At 65.7% G+C, this 16,447-nt stretch carries 10 protein-coding genes and 1 pseudogene; 3 read left to right on the top strand and 8 right to left on the bottom strand.

Annotated elements, in window-relative coordinates; all coding sequences use genetic code 11:
• Positions 1 to 60: 60 nt before the first annotated feature.
• Entirely contained in the window at positions 61 to 300 is a 240-nt protein-coding gene (locus ACCQ09_RS04440; protein ID WP_029216955.1) for a rubredoxin, read from the bottom strand.
• Between the two features lie 23 nt (positions 301 to 323).
• Between ACCQ09_RS04440 and thiE the strand changes: the two genes are divergently transcribed.
• Positions 324 to 947 (top strand): thiamine phosphate synthase, encoded by a 624-nt coding sequence (thiE, locus tag ACCQ09_RS04435; RefSeq protein ID WP_228427714.1) that lies wholly within the window; start codon positions 324 to 326, stop codon positions 945 to 947.
• 770 nt (positions 948 to 1,717) lie between these two features.
• Here thiE and ACCQ09_RS04430 read toward each other — a convergent pair.
• Positions 1,718 to 4,891 (bottom strand): annotated as a pseudogene (locus tag ACCQ09_RS04430) (TonB-dependent receptor domain-containing protein).
• Between the two features lie 309 nt (positions 4,892 to 5,200).
• Between ACCQ09_RS04430 and hemL the strand changes: the two are divergent.
• Together hemL and ACCQ09_RS04420 are read left to right on the top strand one after the other, a co-directional pair.
• Positions 5,201 to 6,490, top strand: a complete 1,290-nt coding sequence (hemL, locus tag ACCQ09_RS04425) for a glutamate-1-semialdehyde 2,1-aminomutase (protein WP_228427715.1) — start codon at positions 5,201 to 5,203, stop codon at positions 6,488 to 6,490.
• A gap of 228 nt (positions 6,491 to 6,718) precedes the next feature.
• The gene (locus ACCQ09_RS04420) at positions 6,719 to 9,484 is read left to right on the top strand and encodes a winged helix-turn-helix domain-containing protein (RefSeq protein ID WP_228427718.1); all 2,766 of its coding nucleotides are present in this window, start codon (positions 6,719 to 6,721) and stop codon (positions 9,482 to 9,484) included.
• Positions 9,485 to 9,553: 69 nt separating this feature from the next.
• On the opposite strand, the gene azu is transcribed toward ACCQ09_RS04420, so the two are convergent.
• The 6 genes from azu to ACCQ09_RS04390 all read right to left on the bottom strand — a co-directional run bounded on the left by azu (position 9,554) and on the right by ACCQ09_RS04390 (position 16,367).
• A complete protein-coding gene (gene azu / locus ACCQ09_RS04415; protein ID WP_011038376.1) occupies positions 9,554 to 10,003 on the bottom strand; it encodes an azurin in 450 nt (149 codons plus the stop codon).
• A gap of 161 nt (positions 10,004 to 10,164) precedes the next feature.
• Positions 10,165 to 11,364, bottom strand: a complete 1,200-nt coding sequence (locus tag ACCQ09_RS04410; protein WP_228427720.1) for a pyridoxal phosphate-dependent aminotransferase — start codon at positions 11,362 to 11,364, stop codon at positions 10,165 to 10,167.
• A gap of 32 nt (positions 11,365 to 11,396) precedes the next feature.
• Entirely contained in the window at positions 11,397 to 11,822 is a 426-nt protein-coding gene (locus ACCQ09_RS04405; RefSeq protein WP_228423397.1) for a RidA family protein, read from the bottom strand.
• Positions 11,823 to 11,925: 103 nt separating this feature from the next.
• Entirely contained in the window at positions 11,926 to 12,351 is a 426-nt protein-coding gene (locus tag ACCQ09_RS04400; RefSeq protein WP_076038404.1) for a c-type cytochrome, read from the bottom strand.
• Entirely contained in the window at positions 12,348 to 13,955 is a 1,608-nt protein-coding gene (locus ACCQ09_RS04395; RefSeq protein WP_175611677.1) for an NAD(P)/FAD-dependent oxidoreductase, read from the bottom strand. The genes ACCQ09_RS04400 and ACCQ09_RS04395 overlap by 4 nt, the downstream gene beginning before the upstream one ends.
• A gap of 132 nt (positions 13,956 to 14,087) precedes the next feature.
• Positions 14,088 to 16,367 carry a TonB-dependent receptor gene (locus tag ACCQ09_RS04390; protein WP_228427801.1) on the bottom strand — a complete coding sequence of 760 codons (2,280 nt, stop codon included), beginning with the start codon at positions 16,365 to 16,367 and terminating at the stop codon, positions 14,088 to 14,090.
• Between the last annotated feature and the right edge of the window lie 80 nt (positions 16,368 to 16,447).

The following is a 16,447-nucleotide window of genomic DNA, read 5'->3' as shown; positions in this document are numbered from 1 at the left end:
GGCACCGCAGGCAGCATCAGGCCGGTTGCGCAGACGCCTTGCGGCGCTGCGCATGCAGGCTCAGTCGATCTCCACCATTTCGAAATCGTCCTTGGTCACGCCGCAGTCCGGGCAGGTCCAGCTGTCGGGCACGTCTTCCCAGCGGGTGCCCGGTGCGATGCCTTCTTCGGGAATGCCGTCGGCCTCGTGGTAGAGAAACCCGCAGACGACGCACATCCAGGTGCGGTAGGTGGTCGTGGATGTCTCGCTCATCGGATAATCGCGGTCACGCAACGGTGGGGCTGCATTGTCCCATCCCACCCACCGCTTTCGGAAGCGCTGCCATGCCGACCCTCCAAAACGCCCGCGGCGTCTACCTGATTACCCCCGACACCCGCGACACCGCGCAGTTGCTTGCGTGCACGTTGCCGCTGCTGCCGCACATCACCTGGTTGCAATACCGCAACAAGCAGGCCGATGCAGCACTGCGCCTGGCCCAGGCCACCGCACTGCGCGCGGCATGCACCGCGCATGGCGTGCCATTGATCATCAACGACGACGCGGCGCTTGCGCAGCAGGTGGGCGCGGACGGTGTGCACCTGGGTGAAGACGATGGCGAGGTGGCGGCAGCGCGCGCGTTGCTGGGTGCCTCGGCCATCATTGGGGTGTCGTGCTACGACGAGATCGAACGCGCGCGCGCAGCGGCGGCGGCCGGTGCGAACTATGTGGCCTTTGGGGCGTTCTTCCTTACCGCCACCAAGGTGACCACGCGCCGTGCCACGCCTGCATTGCTGCACGAGGCCGCTGCGTTGGGACTGCCACGTGTGGCGATCGGCGGCATCACGCCTTCGCAGGTGCCCGAGCTGGTGACCGCGGGCGCCGACTTGATTGCGGTGGTCAGCGGCGTGTATGCGGCGGCGGACCCGGTCGCCGCAGTGCAGGCGTATCGCGCAGGATTTACGCAGTAGCGCAACGAGTGTGAAGCGCTGAGATTTTTATCTCAGCGGTGTCATCTGTTTCAAGACAGCAAGATCTCTTTCGCCGCAGTGCTTGGCTTGAAACGCCAGATGCGTCGCGTGCGCGGTGCCCTCGCCGCTGGCGGGACACGCCGTAAATCCGTCCATGGAGGCTACGTAGCGGCATCCATGCCGCCACACAGTCCCGCAATCGGCAAGGACACCGCACCAGGACGTTGGTCGGTAGCCGGATCAAAAGCTGGCTGCCTCGCAAGTTGCGTAGGCTTGCTGGCATGGTTCGCAGAACACGCTAGCTGACGAACTAAAAGCGCGTCATGCCCTGCTGGCAACCATGCATACCGACCATCTCGACTGGTCCTTGCCCGCCTACCGTCGCGGGACCTTACGCGGCATGGATGCCGCGTAAGAGGCTACATGGACGTACTTGCGCCGTGTCCCGCGATGGTAGGCGGGCAAGGGCCCTGCAGCCAAACCGCAGATCAACCGCTCTGCAAGTGATCTATCCGCATCATCCACCCCACTCGAGACAAGCGAATGATCGAGTCGTCGCGTCGAATAGATGCAGGCAACAGCGCAGTGGGCCGAGGACGCGCTGCCCTCGCCGACCCAGAACGTTGGTCGACCCGGTAAAAAAGTCGCGCGCGTCGCGCGTCTTATTCAGACGATTGAAGCTGGTCAGAGCCCCATACCGCGCAAAAAAAAAAGCAGCGACGCGTGCCATTACGCGTCGCTGCTGGTTTTGCCTCCGTCGCCTAACGCAATTAGAAGTCGTAGCTCAGCGTCACCCGGCCCGAGCGCGGCGCCTGGTAGGCCACGACCTGGTCCCAGAGGGGATTGGTGGTGTTGTCGGGCAACTGCGAGAACGGGTAGATGTTGGTTGCGGTCTGCTCGTTGGTGATGTTGAACACATCAAAGCGCAGCGCCAGCTTGCCGTCGGCGAAGGCCGGCTTGTAGGTCACGCCCATGTCGAGCTGGGCGATCCAGCCCAGGCGGCCCTGCGAGCCCGGCGGCGATGCACTGCCGGTGCCTGTTTCCGGGTTGTAGCAGTAGTGATACGGCCCACCGGTGATCGCGCTGCCGCCGTAACCGGCCGGATCGCGACCGCTGTACTCGGTGCCGTAGTAATTGCCCAGGCAGTTGTGCGGTGCGCCCGAGATCAGGCTGAAGTTGGCCGACGCGCCCCATTGCGGGGTGAACTGATAGAAGCCGAACAGCTTCAACTGGTGGCGGTGATCGTTGGACTGATCGCCATTGAAGTGCTCCATCAGCGCCGCGTGGTCCCAGCTCTGCGTGGTCGAGACCGAGGCCTGGCCCTGGTAGCTGCCCAACGCGCCGCCGGTGCGCCACAGGTCCGAACGCACCTGGCCTTCGGTGGTGCCGTAGCTATGCGACCACACGTAGTTGACCTTGGCGTACCATTTGCCGTCGAACGGGCGCTCCAGGTTGAACTCCACTGCCGAATAGTTGCGCTTGAACTTCGGGAACCCGGCTGCTTCGCGGCTGACCGAGATTTCGTGGAACTGGCCATCGGTGCCGATCACGCCCCACTTGTTGGTCTGGCCCGGGTTGATCAGCGAGGCGCCGGCCACCTGCGAGAAGTCGATGGTCACGCCCTATGCGGCGGCGGCATCGATCAGCGCGGTGTTGGAGACGTCGTAGTTCTGGTCGTCGATGCCGGCATTGAGGCGGCGGTGCGTGCCGCGCACGCCGAACACCCAACCACTGTCCAGCTGCTTGGTCAGGCCAAGGATGATTTCGTCCTGGTTTTCGCCCTCGATGTCCTTGACCACGGCGGTGCGCACATCGGCGATGCGGCCGAAACGCGAATTGGCCGAAACCGCCGACCCCAGCTGCTGCGCCAGCACCGGCGTGCCATCGGCGTTGATGCCGCTGTAGGTGTAGTAGGTGTCGGTGGTGGTGGCCGGCGTGAACAGGCTCACCGCCGACAACGGCAGACCCAGGTAGTAGCGGCCGATGTTGCCGAACACCTTCAGGCTGGAATCGCCGTTGACGTCCCAGCTGAAACCCAGCCGCGGCGCCCAGGCGTTGTCGACTTCGATATAGGGGTCGCCGAACGGGGTGTAGTTGGTGAACTCGTCCTTGCGCAGGCCCAGGCTCAGCAACAGGTTGTCGGTGACCTGCCACTTGTCTTCGATGTAGTAGGCGCGCTGCTTGGCCTCGTACGAATACAGGCTGGTGTTGATGTTGCGCACCACGTAATAGCCGCTGGAGCCGTTGACCGGATCGACCAGGCCGGGGCTGGGCGCGCCGATGCCGCCGGCCTCGTTGGCCGACTGGCTGACCAGACCGCCAGTCGCCAGGCCGTTCGGATCGTTGGTCTGGCCGTAGGTCCACGCATAGCCGGGGCCGGACAGCACCGAGCCGACGTCGATGCCTTCGGATTTCTGGTTGTCGATACCGAAGTTGAGCGTGTGGTGGCCCACGCGCCATTCCAGATTCAGGCGCTGGTTGTCTTTTTTGTACTCGCGGTCGGGCGAGCTGACCGAGGTCACCAGCTGGTTGCCGATGCGCGGCGTGCCACCGGTGTAGGCCGGATTCTGCAGCGCGGCGCTATTGATCACCGGGCCGCCGGCCGGGTCGTAGTTGAAGGCGGTCAGTTCATCGGGCGTGCGCATCTTGCCGTACAGCGCGGTCACGGTGAGGTTGTCGCCGATGTAGCCGGTGTACTTGCCGGTGAACAGCGTTGGGCCGGTCTTCCAGGTGGATTCGTTGGTGAAGTAGCTGCCGCGTTCGCGCGCCAGATAGTCGTACCGATAGATGGCGCCGTTGGTTTCGGCTTCGTCGCTGGCGCCGGTCACCTCGATCAGGTGGTTGTCGGTGATGTTCCAGTCCACCTTGGCGTACCAGCGCTTCTGCTTGTAGTCGTAGTCGGTCAAGCCGCCGGTGCGGCCGTTGTCCGAGTCGCGGTTGGTCGCGGTGCGGGTGCCGTCGGAATCCACCTGCTCGGCGGCCAGGAAGAAGAACAGCTTGTCCTGGATGATCGGGCCACCGACATAGGCGCTGTAGGTGGTCTGGTTGGCTTCGGCTTCGCTGGCGGGCTGGTACAGGCCGTTGGCCGCGCGCGCATAGCGGTATGCGGCATTGTTGACGGTGCTGGCCTGTGCATCCGGGCGCCAATAGATGTCGCGCTGGTTGGTGCGCAGGCCGTTGGGTTCCCAGATCACCGCGGCGCCAAACTTCCACTCGTTGGTGCCGCGCTTGCCGATCTGGTTGATCACGCCGCCGTTGGAGCGGCCGAACTGCGCGCCGTAGCCGCCGGTGAAGATTTCCTGCTGGTCGATGGCGCCGTAAGGCAGGGTCAGGCCGCCCAGGTTGTTGCTGATGGCGGTGGTGTTGAAGCCGTTGAGGTAATAGGCGTTCTCGCTGGCGGCCGAGCCACCGAAGCTGGGCAGCGAGCCGCCGAGCGGGCCGTTGTCGAAGCCGCCGCTGTTGACCACCACACCCGGCGCCAGCAGCGCGATGGCTTCGGCGGTGCGCCCCAGCGGCAGCTGCGCCAGCTGTTCGGAGGTGACCACGGTGCGGGTGTCCACGCTGCTGACATCGATGGTGGCCAGGCTGGCGGCGTTGACGGTGACGCTATCCAGCGTCTGCACGCCGCTCCCCGCGGCAGCAAACGACACATCGGTATTGGCGCCCACCGTGATGCCCACGTTCTCGCGCGTTTCCACCACCGCGCCATCGCGCTTGACGGTGACCTTGTAGGTGCCCAGCGGCAGGTTGCCGGCGGTGTAGCGGCCGCGCGCGTCTACCGGCACTTCGCGGCTGAAGCCGCTGTTGTTTTCGACCAGTACGGTGGTGCCGACACCTTCGCCGACACTGCCGACGATGCTGCCGGTGGTGGACTGCGCTTGCGCGCCGCCGAGTGCAACGAGCAGTGCCACTGCCAAGGCACGTCTCTGGATACTACGGTTCATGCTCTCTCCCCGGGGTTTGAAACGGTCGCAAGGCGACCAACGTGACAACGCCGGACGCGGCGTTGCCAGAAACACTGTGTGAAGACGTGGACCGCTCGCCAATGACCTGCCGCCATCAGCTCATGCCCAAACGTCGCGGCCGCTGTCGCATTCGATAATAGGCAGCGCACCTGCCCGGAAATTTGGCCGCAACGGGTAGGGATGGCCTTGGTGGGTAGGCGGCGGGCGGCCGAAGCCTGACAATGGCCGGCGCGTCGCCCCGCTCCGGGTGCCGACGCCCCCACCGGCACCACTCAAGGATCTGCGCTCATGAACCACTCCCGCTCCCACGCCCTGTTTTCCCAGGCGCAGAACCTGATGCCCGGCGGCGTCAACTCGCCGGTGCGTGCGTTCAAGTCGGTGGGCGGCGAGCCGTTCTTCGTCGCGCGTGTCGACGGCGCGTACCTGTTCGACGTGGATGGCAACCGCTATATCGACTACGTGGGTTCGTGGGGGCCGATGATTGCCGGCCACAACCACCCGGCCGTGCGCGAAGCGGTGGAACGCGCCATCCGCGATGGCCTGTCGTTCGGCGCGCCCTGCGAGGCCGAGGTGACCATGGCCGAAACCATCACCCGGCTGGTGCCATCCTGCGAAATGGTGCGGATGGTCAATTCCGGCACCGAAGCCACGCTGTCGGCGATCCGCCTGGCACGCGGCGCCACCGGGCGCAACCGCATCGTCAAGTTCGAGGGCTGCTACCACGGCCACGGCGACTCGTTCCTGGTCAAGGCCGGCAGCGGCATGCTGACCCTGGGTGTGCCCACCTCGCCAGGCGTGCCGGCAGGCCTGAGCGAGCTCACCGCCACGCTCAGCTTCAATGATTTCGAAGGCGCCACCGCGTTGTTCGACGAGATCGGCGCCGAAGTGGCGGCGGTGATCATCGAGCCGGTGGTCGGCAATGCCAACTGCATTCCGCCGCAGGCCGGCTATCTGCAGCACCTGCGCACGCTGTGCACCCGCCACGGCGCGCTGCTGATCTTCGACGAAGTGATGACCGGCTTCCGCGTGGCGCTGGGCGGCGCGCAGGCGCACTACGGCGTGACCCCGGACCTGACCACCTTCGGCAAGATCATCGGCGGCGGCATGCCCGTGGGCGCCTACGGCGGCGGCCGCGACCTGATGGAACAGATCTCCCCGGCCGGCCCGATCTACCAGGCCGGCACTTTGTCTGGCAACCCGGTGGCAATGGCCGCGGGCCTGGCGATGCTGCAACTGGTGCAGGAACCGGGCTTCCACGCCCGCCTCAGCGAGACCACCAGCCTGCTGTGCGAAGGCCTGGAAGACGCCGCCCGCGCCGCCGGGGTAGCGGTGACCACCAACCAGGTGGGCGGCATGTTCGGGCTGTTCTTCACCGACCAGATCGTGGAGAACTACGCCCAGGCCACCGCCTGCGACGTAACCACCTTCAACCGCTTCTTCCACGCGATGCTGCAGCAGGGCGTGTACCTGGCGCCATCGGCCTACGAGGCGGGCTTCGTATCCAGCGCCCACGACGAGGCCGTCATCGAGGCCACCCTGGCCGCCGCACGCGAAGCCTTTGCCGACGTCATGCGCTGAGCTCATGCGCGCGGCTGTGACCTGGTCCTACCTTTGCTTTTGTCTTGTGGCTGTCATACCTTGCTGACAGGTGCCAAGGGATGGGCATGGGTGGGGACCCACGAAGCAGCGCAGTGCAGCCGATCTCACCGTTCGCGGTGATTCCGGCGCCGTCGCCGCTGCTTCATCGTGTTGCGCGGCGTGTCGGTTGGCACGCGGCCAACGCTTTGCCACGGCCGCCCTCGCCTCATGCTCAAGCCTGTTGCGTTGCTCACCCCGCGCCCGTCACCGTCGCGCGACCTCACCCTTCCCGATTGGCTGCTCGCCAGCAAGCTGGAGCCGCCGTTGCCGCGTGTCGGCGCGGTTGTGCGTGGCGGCCTGCTGGCCGTGCTGGATCAGGCGCAGGCGCGGCCGCTGACCCTGCTGCTGGCACCGCCCGGCTTCGGCAAGAGCACGCTGCTGACGCAGTGGCATGCGCAGCTGCTGGCGCGCGAGCCGGTCGCCGTGGCATGGCTGTCGCTGGATGAAGAAGACGCCGAGCCCGCGCGCTTTCTCGGCCATCTCGCGCTTGCCCTGCAAGGCGCCGGTGCGGACCCTGCCCTGTGCGCGCCAGCCCTGCACGGCCGCGACCACGATCCGCGCGACGCACTCAATGCGCTGATCCGCGCCCTGCGCGCGGCACCGCGCCGCATCAGCGTGATCCTGGACGACTACGACCGCCCCGGCGGCAGCGCGATCGACGAGCTGGTGTTGCGGCTGATCGAACACGCTGGTGGCCGCCTGCACCTGCTGTTGTCCACCCGCCGCGTCCCTGGCCTGCCACTGGCGCGGCTGGAATTGCAGGCCCAGCTCACGCGCGTCGGCAGCGGCGAACTGGCGCTGGACGAGGACGAAGCACAGGCGCTGCTGGGTGCGCAGGTGGCGGCCCCGGTGGTGGACGAACTACGCCGCTATACCGAAGGCTGGCCGGTCGCCCTGCATCTGGCCCGGCTGTGGCTGGAAGGCGGCGCACAACGCCAGCAGGAAGTGGCCACGCGGTTTTCCGGGCGCAACGCGCAGATTGCGGCGTATCTGGCCGAACAGGTGGTCAACGACCTGGATGCGGACACGCGCGACCTGCTGCTGCGCACCAGCCCGCTGGAGCGGGTCAACGCAGCACTGGCCGATGCGGTACGCAAGCGCGACGACAGTGGCCGGCTGTTGGCCGGGCTGGAACATTTCCATGGCTTGCTGATCCCGCTGGATGGCGAGCGCGAATGGTTCCGTTACCACCCGTTGTTCGCAGATTTCCTGCAGCAGTTGCTCGATCGCGAACATCCCGCCGGCGCGCTGCAGATTCACCAGCGTGCCGCGCGCTGGTTCGGCGAACACCAGTACCTGTCCGACGCGGTCCGTCACGCCTCGCGCGGCGAATGCGGCGACCTGGCCGCCAGCTACGTGGCACGCGCCGGCACCTGGCAGTTGCTGCTCACCCATGGCACCCATCAGGTGCGCGCGCTGCTGCGCCACTTCGACCACCGCACCATCCGCGACACGCCTGCGTTGAATCTCACCCAGGCGCATCTGCACATGAAGCTGGGCGAGTTCAGTCATGCCCGTCTGCTGCTGGAGCGCTTTCGCGATTTTCCCGCCGCGCTGCGCGAGCCGTTGCAACGCGACTACACCGTGGTGGTGGCAGCACTGCGCGAGCGGCTGGATGAAATCTGCGGCAACCCGCATGGCCTGACCCAGATCGCGGGCCAGGCGGCCGCGCTGGACGAAGACGACCATCTTGGCCGCGGCATGCTGCTGTGCATCTGCGCCGCCACCGCACTCGCGCAAGGTGGCTTCGCGCTGGCCGAGCGCTATGCGCATGGCGGGCGCGAGGCCATGGGACGCGGCGGCAGCGAGCTCGGCACCGGTCATGCACTGCTGGTGCTGGGGCAGAGTTTTTTCTATCGCGGCCGGCTGGGCGATGCCGAGGCGTGCTATCAGCACGCACTCAACGGCTGCCTGCGTGCGCCGCAGCCAGACCGCGTCCTGCAGGCCACCGCACACTGCCTGCTGGCGCAATTGCATTACGAACGCGGGCACCACGACGATGCCGCCGACCTGCTGCATCCGGCGCTGGACATCCTGGAGCAGCACGACGGCAGCACCGACGTGCTGGCCGCCGGCTACGACACCGCGCTGGGGCTGGAGCGCCTGCGCGATCACAGTGGCCGCAGCGCGGCCGCTTTGCTGGAACACGTGGAGCAGATTGCACACGGGCGCAAGCTCGCGCGCCTGTCCGAACTGGCCGCCGCCTGGCGCTTGATGGTGATGCTGGAGCACCCGGGCAACGCCGCCATCGATGTGCTGATTGCACGCACCGGCGGCGAATCCGGGCTGGCGCATACCCTGCGCTCGCCGCACCGCTGGCGCGACCGTGCAGCGATGGGATTCGCGCTCGCGCGCTGGCATCGTTTGGCCGGCCGCAGCAGCGCCGCGCTGACCATCCTCGGCCAGATCGAACAGGCCTGCCTTGCCAGCGACAACCTCTGCCACCTGGCACGCACCCGCGCACGCATCGCCCTTGTGCTGCAACAGCGCGGCGAACTGGCTGCGGCATTGCCGTATCTGTACAGCGCGCTGGATCACGTTGCACTGACCCGCAGCTGGCAAGCCATTGCAGAACTGGGGCTGCCGGCAAAAGCGATGCTGCGCTCGCTACGCCAGCACGACCCGCAGACCGTGGGCGGCACTACCCGTGCGCTCACCATCCAGGCCTTGCTGGACAGGCTCAGTGGCGACGACGACCCGGCCAACGATCTGTTTAGCGAACGCGAACTGGAAGTGCTTGCGCAACTGGCGCGCGGCTATTCCAACAAGCAGATCGCACGCTGCCTGCACCTGTCGGAAAACACCGTCAAATTTCACTTGAAGAACGTGTACCGCAAGCTCGATGCACGCAGCCGCGAAGGTGCGCTGGCGCAGGCCTTGCAGCGCGGCCTGTTGCGCGAGATGGATCCACCGGCAGGGCCAACCACACCCTGAGTTCAGCCGCGCATCACAGCCGTGGCTGGATGCGCGACAGGCGTAGAGCGATGCAGCGCGTGCACTGCGTCACCCAAAGCGCAGCGTGCCCTTCATCATGGCCCAGTGGCCGGGGAACGAGCAGAAAAACGTATACGCGCCGCCCTTGCTCAACTTGCTGGTCGGGAAGGTCACCGTGGCGGTTTCTCCCGCGCCGATCACCTTGGTGTGCGCGATCACGCGCGGGTCGGCCTTGGGCAGGTAGCTGTCGGCGATGGTGGAGCGCACGCCGGCGTTGGCCACCGCCTGGAAGTCATCGCTCTTGGTCAGCACCCAGTTGTGCCCCATCACCGTGGCGGCAAGTTTGCCGGAGTGCTTGAGCGTCACGGCGACTTCGGTGCAATCGGGAGCGATCGTGATCGCGCTCTGGTCGAATTTCATCTGGTCGGTACCGGTGATGGTCACCGCACAGGTCTTCGCCCACGCTGATGGTGCCAATGACACCAGCGCAAGCACGGCAATGGTCGAAAGCAGCTTCAAGGACACACTCCTGCAAAAAGGGTTGCGCGCTGCCCGGCCACGTAGATGCCGGTGCCGGATGCCTGACGCGGCGCGCATGCGTCGGCGCCGTCAGAGTACCGCGAGCAGGCACGCGGCAGGCAACCCCTGCCCGATGTTTTTGTCGCACGCGGCGCCCTGCGCTAGGCGTAGCGGAAGAAGGCATCCATCGGCGCCTGCGCGCTTGCGGTGGCGTCGGGCAGCGGCAACGGGCCGCGTTTGCCGGCCATGACCTGCACGAAGGCCTGCTTGAAGCGCGCCATCTCCTCGGGCGTGCCCACCGTGATCCGCGACCAGGTGGGCCACACGGGCCAGCTGCGGCCGATGAATACACCGAAGGTGGCCATGGCGTCCTTGAAGCCGGCCGCAGGCTGTTTTACATCGACCATGAAGCAGTTGCTTTCCGAGGCGGTGCAGGCATAGCCCTGCTTGGTGAGGAAGTCGATGACATCGGTGCGGGTGGCCGCAGTGCGTGCGCGCCGTTGCGGCACCACCGTGGCATCGCGCAGGCTGGCCAGGCCCGCCGCGGCCGCGGTCACCGGCAGGCTGTTGACGCTGTAGAACATCAGCTTGGCCAGCAGGTCCGGGCGTGCTGCCGCATAGCCCAGGCGGATGCCGGCCATGCCGTAGAGCTTGGAGAAGGTGCGCAGTACCACCACGTCTTCTCCCGCGGCCACCATGTCCACCACGCTGCGGGTGCTCTGCGCGAAATGGATGTAGGCCTCGTCCACCACCAAAATGCTGTCCTTGGGCTTGTGCGCCAGCGCGTAGTCCAGATCCTTGCGCGCGGTCACCGAGCCGGTGGGATTGTTGGGATTGCAGATGTAGATGACACCGGCATTGGCGTCCGCTGCGCACATCGCCTGCACGTCGTGCGAGAAGTCCTTGCGCAACGGCACCTTGACCAGCTTGGCGCCGTTGCGGGACGCAGCGCGCCAGCCGGATTCGTAGGTGGGGTCGGCGGTGACCAGCGCGGCACTGGGCGAGGTGAAGGCCAGCATCGTGTAGTCGAGCGGTTCGGTCGAGCCGGCGTAGGCCATCAGGTGGTTCACCGGCAGCTTGAGCTCAGCGGCCAGGGTGGTCATCAGCTCCATCTGCAGCTCACGCAGATACCGCCCACCCTGCGGCGCAATCTGGGTGATTGCCTTGATCGCCGCGGCACACGGGCCATCGGGAAACTCGTTGGAGCCGATCATCACCGGCGCCAAGGCGCCCGCTGTGGCAGGCGCGATGGCGGCCGAGCGTTCGGCGGCGCTGGCCAGCAGCGGCAGGGCGCTCCCGGCGGCACCGGCAAACAGGGCGGAATCACGCAGGAACCTGCGGCGCGACAGAGCGGTATGCATGGTGAACCTCCAGCAAGGCGACAAAGACGAACTCAAGGACGCACGGCAACCACTTCGATCTCTACCCGGTACAACGGGTTGCCCAGCGCGGCGATCTGAAACGCCGAGCGCGCCGGCAGATTGGGCTGCTCCTTGGTGCCGAAATACTGCCGGTAGCCCTCCATGAATCCGTTGAAATCCATCTTGCCGTCCATGGCCGGATCGCCGACCAGGAACACCTGCATCTTCACCACATCGCCCATCCCCAGGCCCAGCGATTCCAGCTGCTGCTTGATCTGCGCAAGCACGCTGATGGTCTGCGCCTTGGTATCGCCGTAGGCGGCGGCCGAGCCCTTCGGCGCTGTGGTGTCCACCACCGCCGGCACCTTGCCGCTGACATACACGGTGGCCTTGCCGGCCGGTACCTCCACGGCCGCGGCAATCGGGAAATCGCTGTTGGGAATCTTGTGGCGGATCACCTCGGCGGCCTATGCGGCGGCAACACTTCCACACCACAGCACGGCGGCGGTGGCGGCAATCACGGCGGGACGGAACATGGCAACTCCTTGCATGAGGAAACGGTCAGTGGCGCAGCAGTTTGACGTCGTCGACGGTCACCACTTCGGCGTGGTCATTACCGAAATGAGTGCGCACATAGCTCACCACTTCGGCCACCTGGCGGTCGGTGAGCATGTCACCGAAACCCGGCATGCCGGCGTGGCCGTCGAGCACCATCATGGTGACGTACGGCGCGGCGGCGAGTTTGGGGTTGCCGGCCAGCGCCGGATATTCGCCCGCCCCCTGCGCCCCAGTGCCGCTGGGCATGTGACAGCCCTGGCACACGGCCTGGTAGACATGCTGGCCGGAGGCGGTGGCAAAGCCTTTCTGCGGATACAACGCGGTGGCATCGGAACTCTGCGCGCGTGCATCGTGCAGGCCAGGCGGCAGCAGCAATGCACCGATGCACAGCACCGCTGCCGCAGCGAACACACGGGGGAACAGCGTCATGCGCGAGCTCCTTGGGCAAGCACCTTGCGATGCAGGCGGCCGACCACGTCGTGCGCGGACAAGATCGCGCCCTCCTGCCAGGCCGGGATATAAGACACGTGCTCGCCGGCCAGCGCCAGACGGCCATCGATCTGGCACAGCGGCGCGTAATGCTCGGCGCGTGCGGCCTCGCTCCACATGCCAAAGCACCCATGCGTAAACGGCACACGATGCCAGCCCACTGCAATGCCGATTTCGAATTCGCGCGGATATTGCGGATGCAATTGCGTGCCGTATTCGACCGCCTTGCGCACACGCTGCTCCGGGGACATCGAGGTGAACTGGTAGGCGTCCAGACCCCAGACGTAGGCGCCCAGCAACACACCCTTGCCGGGGCTGTGATAGCCGGTACTGGGATAGCTGATCAGCGTGATCGGCAGATCGGTGTAGCTGATGCCGCCGTAGATCGCCTCGTCCTCTTCCCAGAAGCGGCGCTTGAACTGCAGCCCCACCTTCACCGACGCCGCGTACGGCACCTTGCCGATCGCCGTGGTCATCGCATCGCTGGCGGTGACCGGGATGCGGCTCAAGACCGAGAGGGGAATCGTGCAGATGCACCAGTCGGCACTGGCCACCTGTTCGGCGCCACCGCGCGCGGCATCCTGCCAGGACACGCGCACGCCGCTGCCGTCCTGATCAATCTTGGTGACCTTGGCGTTATAGGTGATGGCATTGCCGAGCTGGCGGGCAAACGCCTTGCCGATCTGGTCCATGCCGCCCACCGGCTGAAACATGGTGGTCTGCATTTCGTAGTTATTCCCGGCCGCCAGCGTGGTCCACAGCCGTGACCGCAGCACGTCCTGCACGCTGAAGGGATCGGAAAACTCCGGCTTGCCGGACAAACCGCCGCCCGGGTAGCGCGCAAAGCCGCGGCGCTCGCTGCTGTCCTTGCCCTTGACGTAGCCAAAGCGTTTGTCGAGCGCGCCCCAGGTGCGCAGCGATTCGAGCAGGATCTGCTGATCCTCGCTGCTCACCAGGCTGTCCAGTGCGTGTTGCTGGGTGCACTTGGCGAGCAGCTCGGAGACATGGCCCTTGTAGTCCGCATCGATGGCGCGGAAGCGCTGCGGCTTGCCATCGAAGCCGTGCTGGCTGTGCAGCAAGGCGTTGTAGTTGACCTGATTGAACGCCTCCAGCGCCACGCCGAACTGCTTGCAGTAACTCAGTACCGCGCGGTGGTGATGCGGGATGCGCCACGGACCGGGATTGAGGTAATGGCCCTCATCGAACTGGCAGTGCTGCGCCGCGCCACCGAGTTCGGTGTAACGGTCGCCGCCGCGCAATGTCCAGTTCCGGCCGCCCGGGCGGTCGTTGTATTCCAGCACCTGTACGCGGTACCCGGCCTTGCGCAACTCGAACGCCGCCGTCATGCCGGCCAGGCCGGCACCGAGAATCAGCACCGATGCCCCCTTGGCGTCACCATCGAGCTGCAGCGGCCCGGTAAAGGTGGATTCGGCCGCCATGCCCAGGCTGCTCATCGCCTGATACATCATCGCGCCGCCCGCGGTCATGCCGATCCGTGCCAGCAGTTGCCGGCGTGTCATTGCCCCAGTGTGTTTGCCTTGCATCAACGCGTGTTCCCCTGCATGTCATGGACCGGACGCGACCAACTACCGTGCGCTGTGCCTGCGGCGACCGCGTGCACCCTGCCGCACCGCTCACACACGCGGCCGGCAACACGACCGGCCGCGTTGGCGCCGTCAAAATTTGTACGAAAGACTCGCAAACACCTGCCGTGGTGCAATCAGCTGATACGAGCCGGAACTTTCATTCGGGAACACCGCGCCGATCGCGTCGTCCTTGTCGAACAGGTTGTAGACCGACAGTTGCAGCCGGCCGCCGGCCAGAAACCCGTCACTGCCGCCCTGATAGCCGACACTGCCATTGACGATGAAGGTGGCATCCACCTGATCGGTATTGAGCGTGTCGCCGTAGCGCTTGCCGGTGTACTTGGTGTCCAGGTTGGCGAAGAAATTCTCGCCCTCCCAGCCGCCGTTGACGCTGAACATCACCTTCGGCGAATCCGGCACCTCATTGCCCTTCACCTGCACCAGGCTGCCGCTGACCGGTCCGAAATAGTTGTCCTGGAATTCGGATTTGTTCCAGGTCAGCGAGGCACCCAGCCGCCAGCCCGGCGCCGGCTTCCACATGCCCGAGACTTCTGCGCCATAGGTCTGCACGTCGCCGACGTTGGCGTACACCGTGGGCGCCACCACCAACGGGTCCGGGTCGGTCAACGCGATGATGCGGTTTTCGTAATCGATCTTGTAGGCGGCGATGTAACCGCTCCACTGGCTGGATTCGGCGCGAATGCCGATGTCGATATTGGTGGATTCTTCCGGTGCGATATCCGGATTGAACGCGCCCGAGGTCAGTGCCAGCCGCGGTGCGGAGCTGAAGTTCTCCGCATAGTTGGCGAACACCTGCACGCCATCGGCCAGCTGGAAACTGGCACCCACCTGCGGCTGGAACCAGTCGCTGTTCTTGATGGTGACATCGCGACGCACGCCGACATTGAAATCGTCGAGATTGGCGATGCCGTTGTAGTCGCGTTTGACATCCAGCCCCTTGGCGCCGAGTTCCAGCGTGAGCCGGTCATCGAGCAGGCGCAGTGTGTCCTTGATGTAGAGCTGCTTCACTTCGGTGGAGAAGTGGTTGTCGTAGTAGATGACGATCGGCAAGGCGCTTTTCAGCAATGCGCCGGTGGCAGGGTCCAGGTTGTACAGCGGGCGCACCTGATCGAAATCGTAGTTCTCATACCAGGCACCGACTTCGAGTTTGTTGTGCTCGGTTTCCCACGACACCGCGGTGGTCGCGCCATAGCGGTCGCCGCCCATGATTTCCTCGCGCCGGGTCATCGCACCAACGCGGGTGACATTGCCGTTGGCGTCCACAATCTGCGGGTCGTTGATGGCGATATCGGTGCGCCCCGGCGTGCCGGCGATGGCGTCGTTGTACAGGCCGGTCGCCGTGCTCGGCGGAGTTCCGCCAACGCCATAGCCGTGCTTGTTCTCGTAGTAGCCGGTGAAGGTGAAGCCGATCGCATCGTTGAACAGGAAATCGCCATGCAGGCTGAGCAAGGAATCGCGGCGGCCGTTCTGCCACTCGCTGTAGTGCTCGGCGTCCACTTCGGGATTGCCGGTGATGCGTTCGTGCAGGTCCCACGACACCGAGCCATCGGAGTTGTACGACTGCACGTCGTAGTCCTTGCGGTTGTTGTAGATCCAGCCCAGCGTCAGGCTGCCCGCGTCCCAGGCCTGGCGGATCTTGGCCTCGAAGTGATCGCTCTTCTGCGTGGCCGGCTCCATGTCCCACACCCCGCCCTGCGTGCGCGAGGCCGAGATGTAAGCGCTGGGGCCGCCGTCCCACCAATCCGGCGTATCCAGGCGCACGAAACTGCGTACCAGATCGTCCGAGCCGATGGTCTGGGTGAGGTTGCCGCTCCAGGTATCGCCGCCCTTCGGTGGCAGGCTGGTGTAGCGGATCGCCCCGCCGAGCGCGTGATAGGAGGGCTGGGTGACATCGCCCGAACCGGCAGACACCGTGACATCCAGCAGGTTTTCGCTGGACACATAGCGGGTGATCGGCCCGCCTTCGCGGGTGTCGAAGGTTTCGATCGGAATGCCATCCAGGGTCACGCCGATCTGGTTGGCAGAAAACCCGCGGATGGTCATCGAATCACCGAACTCGTACAGACCGAACGGGTCGGTGGTCTGCACATTCACGCCCGGCAGGCTGGCCAGCAATTGCTGCGGGGCCACACCGGGCACCTGCGCCTGGATTTCCGCCACGGAGATGGACGCGGTGGTGCGGGTGGAGCCGGTGCCCACCACACTGACGGCATCGAGCGTGCGTGCTTCCTGTGCAATCGCTGGCAGGCTGGAAGCACCCAGTAACAGTGCCATGGAGGCCGCGGCAGGGCGGCGGGTGAGCGTGGTGAGAGCGGCGGCGACCGAGGTCGCCAGATGGTCGGTCTTCAAGCGCTTGCGCATGCAATCCACCCCTGGAGTCGTGTGACGTGCTGGATGACCGGGAGCTCCCCAACCCGGTTGACACCGCG

The organism is Xanthomonas sp. NCPPB 2586 (assembly GCF_041475775.2).
Lineage (GTDB): Bacteria > Pseudomonadota > Gammaproteobacteria > Xanthomonadales > Xanthomonadaceae > Xanthomonas > Xanthomonas campestris.
This window is presented reverse-complemented; position numbering and strand designations above follow the sequence as displayed.